This is a genomic window from Streptococcus sp. TATVAM-FAB8 (assembly GCF_046592795.1).
Lineage (GTDB): Bacteria > Bacillota > Bacilli > Lactobacillales > Streptococcaceae > Streptococcus > Streptococcus ruminicola.
This window is the reverse complement of sequence record NZ_JAWVPQ010000007.1, coordinates 1-12,103: the sequence shown is the minus strand read 5'-3', so window position 1 is coordinate 12,103 and position 12,103 is coordinate 1. Positions and strand designations below refer to the sequence as shown.

The window sequence follows — 12,103 nt, the reverse complement described above, 5'->3', positions numbered from 1 at the left end:
CACGTCAAAAATTTTGTGGATTTATCACAGACCATTAAAACACTGTATTTTCTTCCAAGGTGAATTTAACGTTATCTTCAATCCATTTGCGGCGTGGTTCAACTTTGTCACCCATAAGGACACTGACACGGCGTTCGGCACGCGCCAAATCATCAATAGTCACACGAATAAGGGTACGTGTTTCAGGGTTCATCGTTGTTTCCCACAATTGGTCGGCATTCATTTCACCAAGACCTTTGTAACGTTGGAGTTGAGCTCCTTTACCAAATTTTTGACGCAGTTCTTCTAACTCACCATCAGTCCAAGCATACTCAACTTGCTCTTTCTTGCCTTTACCTTTAGACATTTTATACAAAGGTGGCAAAGCGATGTAGACATGCCCTGCTTCCACAAGCGGACGCATGTAACGGTAAAAGAAAGTTAGTAACAATGTCTGAATGTGAGCACCGTCGGTATCTGCATCGGTCATAATAATGATTTTATCGTAGTTTGAATTTTCAACGTTAAATTCAGCACCGACACCCGCACCAATGGTGTAAATCATGGTATTGATTTCTTCATTTTTCACGATGTCAGACATTTTTGCTTTTGCCGTGTTCAAGACTTTACCACGAAGTGGCAAAATAGCTTGGAACTTGCGGTCACGCCCTTGCTTAGCTGAACCGCCGGCAGAATCCCCTTCGACGAGATACAGTTCATTTTTCTTAGGGTTCTTAGACTGTGCTGGTGTCAATTTTCCAGAAAGGAGTCCTTTGTCTTTCTTGTTCTTCTTACCATTACGAGATTCATCACGCGCTTTACGAGCTGCTTCTCTGGCATCACGCGCTTTGATAGCCTTACGAACAAGGTTAGACGCCACTTCACCATTTTCCAAAAGGAAGAAGGTGAGTTTTTCAGAGACAATACTGTCTACAATCGGACGCGCTAGAGGACTACCAAGTTTGTCTTTGGTTTGCCCTTCAAATTGCAAGTGTTCTTCTGGAACCAAGATTGAAAGCACTGCAGATAGCCCTTCACGGTAATCTGACCCTTCAAGATTCTTATCTTTTTCTTTCAAAAGACCTGACTTGCGAGCATAGTCATTCATCGCCTTGGTAATAGCAGATTTCAATCCTGTCTCGTGTGTTCCACCATCTTTAGTACGAACATTGTTAACAAACGAAAGGATGTTATCTGAGAAACCGTCATTGTATTGAAGTGCAACTTCGACTTGGAAACCTTGGTCTTCACCAGTCACCCAAATGACAGGTGTTAATGTTTCTTTGTCTTCGTTAAGATATTCAACAAAGTCTTGCACCCCATTTTCATAATGGAATTCTAGATGTTCTGCTTCTTCTGGACGATTATCCGTCAACGTCAATGTAACATTCTTAAGCAAAAAGGCAGATTCTTTTAAGCGCTCAGCAATGGTGTTAAATTTAAAGTCTGTCGTTGAGAAAATCGTGTCATCAGGCATAAAAGTAACCATAGTACCTGACTTAGATTTTGGTGCTGTTCCAATCTTTTTAAGGGTTGTCACAGGTTTACCGCCATTTTCAAAACGTTGTTTGTAAACCGCACCATCACGAGTAATTTCGACTTCAAGCCATCTTGAGAGGGCATTAACAACTGAAGACCCCACACCGTGAAGCCCACCAGATGTTTTATAACCACCTTGACCGAATTTACCACCTGCGTGAAGCACAGTGAAGATAACTTCTACAGTTGGAATCCCCATAGCGTGCTTACCAGTTGGCATCCCACGTCCTTGGTCTTTTACTGTCACACTACCATCTTGATTAAGAATAACATCAATCTGAGTACCAAAGCCAGAAAGAGCTTCATCTACGGCATTGTCAACAATCTCCCAAACTAAATGATGTAGTCCTGTCGCATCTGTTGAACCGATGTACATTCCGGGGCGTTTACGTACGGCATCAAGCCCCTCTAACACTTGAATGGCATCGTCATTATAATTATTTACATTAATTTCTTTTTTAGCCAAAAGCGACCTCCAAATAATTCATCTTTTTTATCTTACAAGTTTTTTCAGATTTTTGCAAAAAAAAATCAAATCGAATAAGGATTTTACAAGGAAAATCACTAATTTTTTCATGAAATAGTATAACAAATTTAAAGCGTTATCACAAATTTAACTTGATTCTTCAAGTTATTTATTTTTCAAATTTTGCCTTTTCATAAGAACTGATTATGTTATAATGAAAACATGAAAATTTTAGTTATGATTGTGATTGCATACTTGTTGGGGTCAATCCCAACTGGTCTATGGATTGGAAAATTCTTCTATCATGTCAACCTCAGAGAACATGGTAGCGGTAATACTGGGACAACCAATACTTTTCGAGTTTTAGGTGTCAAAGCAGGAATTGTCACATTTGTGATTGACATGCTAAAAGGAACTCTGGCAGCACTTCTTCCACTTATCTTTGGTGTTAGTGGTGTGTCACCTGTTCTTATCGGTTTGTTTGCCATTATTGGCCATACCTTCCCACTATTTGCACAGTTTAAAGGTGGAAAGGCAGTTGCGACAAGTGCTGGTGTTCTTCTTGGATATGCACCGCTATTTCTTCTCTTTCTTGCCGTTATCTTTGTCATCACCCTTTACCTTTATAGCATGATTTCATTGTCTAGTGTTGTTGCTGCAAGCGCAGCTGTGGTGAGCGTTCTTGTCTTTCCAGCATTTGGCTTCTTGCTTACTCACTATGATTTGCTCTTTACATTACTCATTATCATTATTGCAGGCATCATCATTGTACGACACAAAGATAATATCATTCGTATTAAAAATCACCAAGAAAACCTCGTTCCTTGGGGAATGAATTTAAGTCATCAAGAACAAAAAAGAAATTAGCAAAATGCTAATTTCTTTTTTATGCTTTATATACAATGTTACCATCACAGATAGTGTATTTGACAACACCTTGAAGTTTTTCACCGATAAATGGTGAATTTGAAGCTTTAGAAGCAAAGTTGTCAGACACGACACGTTCTTCTTTGTCAGCGAAAATCACGATGTCAGCTGGGCCATTTTCAGCCAAATAACCTGCATCGAAATCATACATAGATGATGGATTAATGGTCATCTTAGCAAGCAATTCTAAAAGCGTCAAGTCGCCTGTCGCTACCAAGTTTGTCAAACCAAGAGATAATGATGTTTCAAGTCCTGTCATACCTGATGGGGCTTTTGTGATGTCATCGACATTCTTTTCGTCGGCATGGTGTGGCGCGTGGTCAGTCGCAATCACTGAAATCACACCAGATTTCAAACCTTCGATAACCGCCAAGCGGTCCTTTTCTGTACGAAGTGGTGGATTCATCTTAGCTGCAGAGCCTTTGATTAAAAGCAAGTCTTCTGTTTTTGAGAAATGTTGCGGTGCTGCTTCTGCAGTGACGTTTGCTCCCAATTGTTGAGCAAATTCAACCACTTTCACTGATTCAGCTTTTGACAAGTGTTGGATATGCAAATGAGCTCCGCGGTCATAGGCAATCATAACATCACGCGCAATCATACTATACTCTGCCACACCTGTTGCTCCGCAGAAATGGAATTTATCACGTGCGATACCTTCGTTAAATCCAAGGATGCCGTTTAATTCTGGGTCTTCTTCGTGCACAGCCACAAATGTGTTGTTTGCTTTAGCCAAATCCAAGGCTTCTTTTAACACTTTTGTGCTTTGAAGCGGAATACCATCGTCAGAAAAGCTAAGAGCACCATTTTCAAGCAATGCCTTAAAATCAGTCAAAGTCTTGCCGTCAAAGTTTTTCGTTACGGTTGCATTAGTGTAAACGTGAACGTTCTCCTTAGCTGCACTTGCTAAAACTTCTTTCAAAGTCTCAACGTCAGAAATGGTAGGGTTGGTATTTGCCATCATCACAACTGATGTGAAGCCACCAGCTGCCGCTGCTAATGCACCTGTGTGAATGTCTTCTTTATGCGTTTGACCTGGTTCACGGAAGTGTACGTGAATGTCCACCAAACCTGGTGCCACAACAAGACCAGTAGCGTCAATTACTTCAGCGCCAGCTTCTTCAATTGCATCCGCAATCTTAACAACTTTTTTACCATCAACAAGTACATCCGCTACCTGATCAAAACCAGATTTCGGATCAACAACACGACCATTTTTAATAAGTAACATGTTAAACTCCTATTATTTCAACCAATCAATTGGTTCGAGGCCATCCTCTGTCAAATAAGCGTTAGCTTTTGAGAAAGGGTGGCTGCCAAAAAATCCTCGATAAGCTGAGAGTGGACTTGGATGCGCACTTTCAATGACATGATGGATAGGATTGGTAATGAGAGCTTTTTTCTTACGTGCAAAGCCGCCCCACAAGATGAAGACAACAGGTGTTTCTTTTTGGTTAACCACCTTGATAATCGCATCTGTGAAAGGTTCCCAGATTTGACCAGCATGCCCATTTGCACGACCAGCTGGAACTGTCAAGCAAGCATTTAAAAGAAGCACTCCTTGCTGTGCCCACGGTGTTAAATCGTGGTGATCACGTTGCCCCAAATCATCTGCCAATTCTTTCAAAATATTTTGCAAAGATGGCGGAGCTGGAATGTCTTCTGGCACTGAAAATGACAAGCCTTGTGCTTGATTCGGACCATGATAAGGATCCTGACCAATGATGACAACTTTTACATTTTCTAGCGCTGTTGTCTGAATCGCGTTAAAGACTTTTTCACGTGGTGGGTAAACCAATTCTTGTTGATAGACGAAGTCCATAAACTGATTGATTTGCCCAAAATAATGCTCTGGTAATTCCTTTTTAATTAATTCATGCCAAGTTGAATGTTGCATGTTCACTCCTCGTTAGTTTTAGTATTTCCCTACTAAATCTAGCTTTTCTTTTGCCAAGACATGACCATCCATAACATGTAGCAAATCATTCATGTAAAAACCATTTTCAAGTGGCAATTCACAATCCAAAGCATAGACCGTAAGGGTATAAACATGGTCTTTATCCGGTGGATATGGTCCCATATAACCATCATAAATATCTGAGTTATCCTCATTTAAAAACTTGCTAACCAAGCTATTTTTACCATGAGTGTGCTTAGCATCTAGACGAGAAAAATCCTCTGAGATAGATGTCATATCACTAGGAACATTAGCCACTACCCAGTGAATGTAAGCAAAGCCACAAACTGGAATAGAATCATAGTCGACAAAGGTCCAAGCAAATGTCTTTGTTCCTTTGGGAGCATCCTCAATCGTAAAAGGAAAAGAAATCACAGCGTTTCCTCTCACTTGAACACTAGCCCCTTTAGCGTAGGTATCTGGTAAAACATTATCTTTAAATGGTGATGATAGTTTCATTATAACCCCTTTCCATGTTTAAACCAAGAAGGCCACCAAAGTTTTTTCACCTTAGTAGCCAAATACTAACTCAATTAGTCACGCCAAGTTTCTTGATTTTCTTTGAACTTACGTAACAATGTCAAATCATCAGCAGTGATGTAACCTTGCACTTTAGCCACTTTGATAAGCTCTGTGTAGTTAGAAAGTGTTACAAGTTTTACACCTGCTTTTTCAAAGTTTTCAGTTGCTTTTGGCAATTCATAAGTGAAGATGGCAACCACACCGATAACATCAGCACCTTCACGTTCTGCAGCTGCAACGGCTTCAAGGACTGAACCGCCAGTAGAGATAAGGTCTTCAACGACAACCATTTTTTGACCTTTTCTTACACGACCTTCGATTTGATTTCCAGCACCGTGATCTTTTGGTTTGCTACGAATGTAAGCAAATGGAAGATTCATCTTATCAGCGATAATGGCACCGTGTGGGATACCAGCTGTTGCAGTTCCGGCAATCACTTCAACTTCTGGAAATTCTTCTTTGATTTTGTCAACAAAACCATTTTCAATCAAAGTACGTGTTTCTGGGTAAGACAAAGTCACACGGTTATCTGTGTAGATTGGTGATTTGATTCCAGATGCCCATGTAAATGGATCATTTGGTTTTAAGTAAACTGCTTGAATATCAAGCAAATCTGATGCAATTTGTGATGCTAAAGTCATTTTATTCCTCTTTTCTAAACTCAAAAATCAATTTTCACTTTAGTATTAAAATACTAAGCATTCCATTCATCGTAAATGGCTTTGTAAGCCGCAACAGGATCATCCGCTTTTGTAATTGGTCGTCCAACAACGATATAACTTGATCCGATAGCTGATGCTTGACTTGGTGTCATGACGCGTTTTTGGTCACCAACCGAAGCTCCTGCTGGGCGAATACCTGGTGTCAAACAAACAAAATCATCTGACGTTGCCTCTTTGATAACGGCAACCTCGCAAGCCGAGCAGACAACACCAGCAAGACCAGCTTCTTCTGCCTTTTTCGCATAATGAAGCACAGAATCAACCAAGCTTGTCTGAATGTTTTGGTCTGCTTTCATTTGTTCATCTGATGTTGAGGTTAATTGAGTTACTGCAATCAGTTTTGGACCTTGTCCAAGCCCTTCGCGCGCCGCTTTCATCATCTCAACACCACCAGCTGCGTGAACATTGGTCATGTCCACACCTAGATTTGAAAGCACACGCATTGCTGATTTAACCGTATTCGGAATGTCATGTAATTTCAAATCTAGGAAAACTGAGTGTCCAAGAGATTTCACATAACGAACAATCTCTGGCCCTTCAGCATAATAAAGTTCCATACCAATCTTGACATAGAGCTTCTCATCTGCAGGGAACAAAGCAAGAAATGATTTCACATCATCAAATGATGGAAAATCAAGAGCAATAATCGGACGACTTTCGTGCATTTTTTCTCCTTTTTCTATAAAGAAAACCCCGCCCGAGGGCGAGGTTACACGAAAAGCAGGGTAGCAAACACCCCATTATCAAAGATTATATCTTCTTTTTTCACGAACCTTTCTCGCCTCTCTGGACTCAATTAAAGGTTATTCAGTTGTTAATATTATATCTTTTTTTACAATCAAAGTCAAAAATTTACTGACTTTTTAATCAAATAGCAGAGCTTATTTGCCGCGTAATTCTTGACGAACTTCGCGACGTAAAGTCTCGAGATCTGTGATGCCATATTGGTCCATGACTTCTGGTAAACGATCGATGATATTTGGACAAGCGTAAGGATCTGCAAAGTTTGCTGTTCCAACACCGATAGCTGACGCACCAGCAATCATCATCTCAATGGCTGCTTCTGCCGAATCAACACCACCCATGCCAATAATTGGTAAATCAGAACTTTGCGCTACTTGACGAATAAGCTTAAGAGCTACTGGAAAGACCGCTGGACCGCTCATGCCTCCAGTACCATTGGCAATGATTGGTTTACGTGTTTTCAAATCAAATCGCATACCAACCAAAGTATTAATCATGGTAAATCCTGTCGCACCGGCTTCTTCAACAGCCTTAGCAACCGTCGTAATGTCAGCGACGCTTGGTGTTAACTTGACATAGACTGGCACATCTGAGTTCTCTACACTGGCTTTAACAGCAGCATAAGCCAATTCTGGTACCTGACCAATCAAAAGGCCATGATTACCGTGGTCAACATTCGGACATGAGATGTTAAGCTCAATTGCTTTGACGTTTGGAGCTTTTGAAATCTTTTCTGACACATAAGCGTATTCGTCGTTTGAGAATCCTGCAACATTAGCAATGATTGGCAATTCTGGGAAATGCTCAGCTAACCAAGGCAGTTTTTCTGACAAGACCACATCAACACCAGGATTTTGCAGCCCAATAGCATTTAGCATGCCTGACGGTGTTTCTGCCACACGAGGTGTCGGATTTCCAAAACGCGCATCCTTGGTCGTTGCCTTAATCATGATTGAGCCAAGTTTATCCAAATCATAGTATTTGGCATATTCTTGTCCGAAACCAAAACATCCTGATGCTGGGATAATCGGATTTTTCAAATCAAGCCCTGGAAGTTTGACCGCTAAACGATTTTCTGACATGATTTTGCCTCCTTACAAAATGATTTGACCAGTTTCAAAGACTGGACCATCTTCACACACACGCTTGTTGGCTGCTTCTTTGGCATTTCGCAAATGTACTACGCAAGCGTAGCAAGCTCCCATGCCACAAGCCATACGTGATTCCATTGACAAATAAGCATGTGGGTGATTTTCAAATTTCTTGTCCACATATTTTAGCATACCGGGCGCACCACATGAATAAATGGCATCAAACGACTGCTTTTCAACCAAATCATCGACAACCGTTGACACATAACCCTTAATACCATATGAGCCATCATCTGTTGTCACATAAACCTTACCATAAGCTGACAATTCCTCTTCTAGAATTACAGCATCTTTAGTCGCAAAGCCAAGCACAGAAACAACTTCAACACCCTTAGCAGCAAGCTGCTTAGCTGTTTCAACCAAAGGCGGAACACCAATACCCCCACCGATTAGTAAAGCTTTTTGCCCAGCAGAAACCACAGAAAGATCAAAACCATTTCCCTGAGGTCCCATAGTATCAACACGATCACCAGCTTTTAGCTGAGATAAAATAGTCGTCCCAGCACGTTCTACTCGGTAAACAATTGTTGCTACTTTATTGACCTTATCAATCTGACAAATCGAAATCGGACGTCGCAAGAGTTTGCTAGGATCCGGCACACGCAAGTGCAAAAATTGACCAGGTGCCATGTCCAAGACCATCTCACCAGAAAGCTTCATCTCAAAAATGCGTGGGGCAATCTCACGTTGACTAACAATCAGTAAATCTTCTTTTAACACAGAAGTTTTGTCTTTACAACTTGAATTCATAGTGTTCCTTTCACACAAAAAAACCTCGCCAGAAGGCAAGGTTACAGCAAAATAAGCAGAGCACACCAAAGTACACTCATACCCTTTATCAGAGATAACACTCTTTTTTACAGTAACCTTGAAAGTCTCTCTGGACTTAATTAAAGGTTTTCAAATTTTCACTATTATAACGCGTTTTCATTTGCTTGTCAATTATTTTTGTAAGTTTCTGATGGACTTAACTCGCTTTCTTATTTTTAGGCTCGTGAAAAAACTGTCCACTGGACAGTTTTTTTAATCTAGATATGCTGCATAAGAATAGATGTGTAAATCAGAGCGTCCGGTAAATGGGGCGATTTCTGACATCAAGGTTTCAAAGCGGCTATCTTCTAATAAGATATTTTGACCATAAATCAATAGATTGATTGGTTCAGTCGGTTCGCTAATCAAGTTTCCTTCTGCATCAAAGACTTCTTTTTTACGGCGGCGTAATTCATCCAAAACATTTTCAAGAATAACCAAACAATCTGAAATATTATCTACTGCACCGTAAAAACGATCAAACGCATTGTGGAAGTTAATCTCGCGCTTCAAATCATCTCCAGCATCCAAGACACACACCAAACCTTTATGGTCGAAAAGGAAGTGACGAAACTGTTTAACAGCCTCATCACGACTGATTACTGGAAATTCAGACTCTTTGACTTCTTCTTTCTCAGATTCTTCATCAAGAAGAACTTCATCACTAACTTGTTTTTCATCGCTCGTGGCAACTTCGTCAGCTGGTTCTTCCAACTCAACTGTCTCAGGCTCTTCTGCCTCGACAAGGTCGTCTTCAACTTCTAGTTCTGCAGTTTCTTCAATTTCTTCATTTTCATCAGAAACTTCTTCAAGCTCAGCTTCTTCTGAGACTTCTTGTTCAGTTTCTTCTTCAGGAGATTGAGTCACTTCTTCTTGAACTTGCTCTTCATTCTCCTCGTCAGAATTTTCCACCTCTACCTCAACAACTGATTCGCTTACTTCTTCAGCATCAGTAGTTTCAACAGTTTCTGCTTCGTCAGTAACGACAGTTTCAAGGGCTTCCTCAGCAGCTTCTTGGTTATCGGCTACTTCGTCGTTTTCTTTAACAACTTCTTTTAATTCGCCTGGTCCAAGAACTTTTTCGGACTTAGCTGCTTTTTCTTTAGCTAATTCTTTTTCTACTAATTCTGGGATAGACTCAACTTTTTCGTCTTTACTGTCATCATAAACTTCTTCAGATTTTCTTGGCGTCAAGGCATCAATCTTAGCCATTAGCTCTGCTTTTTTGACTTCTCTTTTCTTGTATTCCACAACTTGTAGCGGATCAACCAAAAGAGGGTATTCAGATTCTTCTTTGATTGATAAATTTGTCACACGAAGAGAGGTAAAGACATCAATCAAAACACCAAAAACACGCTGACGATTGTCACCCAAAATCGCATGGAAAACAGACTTAGACTCGCAAATTTCTAAGACGTTATCAATCCCACGAACCCAAGTACCGACAATATCCAAAGAGTGATTCATCAATCTGAATGACGCTTCATCATACCAGAAAGTTGACTTAATCAACTTTTCTTGCTTAGAAAGCGCATCCACTGCTGCCAAAATTTCACCTAACTCTGATTGCACAACATTTGGCGAAAAAGAAGCCCCCAATAAAGATGGGGTCTTCTCAACCAAAACAATCTCATCTCTGAAAAGTGTTAGGTAATGAATGCTGACAAGTAATTTTTGAATTAATAAACGATGTCCATTTGAGTTCATATCTTTCTTCACTACCATCACACTCACCTTACAATTTATATTACATTTTTATTACAATCTTTTACTACTAATATATCATATAATAGGCAAAAGGACAACGAAAAAAAGATAAGAAGCCTGAAAATAAAAAGAAAAACCGAACGATATATTTAAACCAAAAAAGAAACCAAGTCGTAACTCAGTTTCTTCTATTTATCAAGATTATTTTTTAACGTCTTGTTTGTAGAATTCTTGCAAAGCTTCTTGCCAAGTTGGAATGACAAAGCCAGTAGCTTTTGCTTTTTTAAGACTCATTGTTGAGTTAAGTGGACGTTTTGCTTTTGCTGGGAATTGGCTTGAGTCAACTGGTTTAACCACAACGTCAGTATCTTTCAAGATTTCAACCGCGAAGTCATACCAAGTTGTATCTTCAGCAGCATCATTTGACAAGTGGTAGTAACCAAATTCTTTTTGGTTTTCTGTCAAGTAAGTCATGAATTCTGCCAACGTACGAGTCCAAGTTGGACGACCGTGTTGGTCATTAACAACTGTCAATGTGTCATGAGTTTTGGCAAGGTTTTGCATTGTGAAGACAAAGTTTTTACCGTAGTTACCAAATACCCAAGCAGTACGGATGATGTAGAAGTTTTTAGCGTATTTTTCAACTGCTTCTTCACCCAAACGTTTTGTACGACCATATTCAGTCTGAGGATCTGGAGTATCATCAACTTCCCATTCTTGACCAACTGGTTTTTTACCATCAAAAACATAGTCAGTTGAAATGTAAACAAGAGTTGCACCATATTTTGCTGCAGCTTTAGCTACGATTTCAGTACCTGTCACGTTGATAGCATAATCAAGTTCTTTACCTTCATCTTCAGCCGCATCAACCGCAGTATAAGCCGCACAGTGGTAAACAAGTGTTGGTTTTACTTGTGCAAATACTTCATCAACTTTCTCAGCATTAGTGATGTCCATTTCTGCAACGTCAACCGCTACATACTCCTCACCACGTTCATCCAAAAGATAACGTAATTCTGTTCCTAATTGCCCATTGGCACCTGTAACTAAAATCATTTTAGCACTCCTCATAATATCTAATTAAAGGCTTTCAAACCTTTTAAATCATTCCCTACTATTTTACACTATTTTTTCAGAAAAAGCAGTAATTGAAAGGAAGATTACCCAATCTTTAGCAAGATGAACACAAAAAATCCCATATGACTAAAGATTAAAGAGAGCAAACTATGACCATTGGTCGTATGAGATAAAATATTATTTTATAATTATAAAATACCAATTTTTTTAACTATTTGTTTCACATAACTTGAAGCGTATTTATCAAAAAGTTCAAAAAAAGCTACATACATAAAGATAATAATCAATGTTGCGATTAATTGAAAAAGAGCATTATATTTTTGAATTTCAAGTCCTATTAGCACTAAAAATTTCATTACTAACCCTCTACATAAATAATAATGTGTAATCAAAATAAACTTTGTATGTAATCCAATAGATATAATATATTTTCTAAACGGTATATTTACAATAATATTACTCAAGGAAATAATATTATAAAATCCAACTAATCCAGCCACAAAAA

Annotated in this window: 12 protein-coding genes; 1 reads left to right on the top strand and 11 read right to left on the bottom strand. The window is 39.4% G+C overall.

The annotated features are described in order from the left end of the window. Positions 1-34: 34 nt before the first annotated feature. Positions 35-1,984 (bottom strand): DNA topoisomerase IV subunit B, encoded by a 1,950-nt coding sequence (gene parE / locus SFC32_RS05315; protein ID WP_074625832.1) that lies wholly within the window; start codon positions 1,982-1,984, stop codon positions 35-37. 222 nt (positions 1,985-2,206) lie between these two features. On the opposite strand from parE, the gene plsY reads away from it, so the two are divergent. Next, a complete protein-coding gene (plsY, locus tag SFC32_RS05310; protein ID WP_074563511.1) occupies positions 2,207-2,851 on the top strand; it encodes a glycerol-3-phosphate 1-O-acyltransferase PlsY in 645 nt (214 codons plus the stop codon). 19 nt (positions 2,852-2,870) lie between these two features. Here plsY and SFC32_RS05305 read toward each other — a convergent pair whose 3' ends face one another. The 10 genes from SFC32_RS05305 to SFC32_RS05260 form a co-directional block, all read right to left on the bottom strand. Further along, positions 2,871-4,139: a dihydroorotase gene (locus tag SFC32_RS05305; RefSeq protein WP_411049837.1), complete on the bottom strand. Its 1,269-nt coding sequence runs from the start codon at positions 4,137-4,139 to the stop codon at positions 2,871-2,873. A gap of 12 nt (positions 4,140-4,151) precedes the next feature. Beyond that, the gene (locus tag SFC32_RS05300; RefSeq protein WP_074559862.1) at positions 4,152-4,805 is read right to left on the bottom strand and encodes a uracil-DNA glycosylase; all 654 of its coding nucleotides are present in this window, start codon (positions 4,803-4,805) and stop codon (positions 4,152-4,154) included. A gap of 18 nt (positions 4,806-4,823) precedes the next feature. Then, complete coding sequence (locus SFC32_RS05295) at positions 4,824-5,324, bottom strand: YbhB/YbcL family Raf kinase inhibitor-like protein (RefSeq protein ID WP_411049838.1); 501 nt, start codon at positions 5,322-5,324, stop codon at positions 4,824-4,826. A 74-nt stretch (positions 5,325-5,398) separates the two neighbouring features. Further along, on the bottom strand, positions 5,399-6,028 hold the full coding sequence (gene pyrE / locus SFC32_RS05290; protein WP_006532509.1) for an orotate phosphoribosyltransferase: 630 nt from the start codon (positions 6,026-6,028) through the stop codon (positions 5,399-5,401). Positions 6,029-6,081: 53 nt separating this feature from the next. Further along, on the bottom strand, positions 6,082-6,774 hold the full coding sequence (gene pyrF, locus SFC32_RS05285; protein WP_411049839.1) for an orotidine-5'-phosphate decarboxylase: 693 nt from the start codon (positions 6,772-6,774) through the stop codon (positions 6,082-6,084). Between the two features lie 216 nt (positions 6,775-6,990). Then, positions 6,991-7,935: a dihydroorotate dehydrogenase gene (locus SFC32_RS05280; RefSeq protein ID WP_214222917.1), complete on the bottom strand. Its 945-nt coding sequence runs from the start codon at positions 7,933-7,935 to the stop codon at positions 6,991-6,993. A 12-nt stretch (positions 7,936-7,947) separates the two neighbouring features. After that, entirely contained in the window at positions 7,948-8,754 is an 807-nt protein-coding gene (locus SFC32_RS05275) for a dihydroorotate dehydrogenase electron transfer subunit (protein ID WP_205401381.1), read from the bottom strand. Between the two features lie 273 nt (positions 8,755-9,027). Then, positions 9,028-10,539, bottom strand: coding sequence for a hypothetical protein (locus tag SFC32_RS05270; RefSeq protein ID WP_411049840.1), 1,512 nt, complete (start codon positions 10,537-10,539; stop codon positions 9,028-9,030). A gap of 183 nt (positions 10,540-10,722) precedes the next feature. After that, positions 10,723-11,577 carry a dTDP-4-dehydrorhamnose reductase gene (gene rfbD, locus SFC32_RS05265; RefSeq protein ID WP_411049841.1) on the bottom strand — a complete coding sequence of 285 codons (855 nt, stop codon included), beginning with the start codon at positions 11,575-11,577 and terminating at the stop codon, positions 10,723-10,725. 209 nt (positions 11,578-11,786) lie between these two features. Then, on the bottom strand, positions 11,787-12,103 hold a 317-nt coding region (locus SFC32_RS05260; RefSeq protein WP_411216632.1), incomplete at its 5' end, for a hypothetical protein.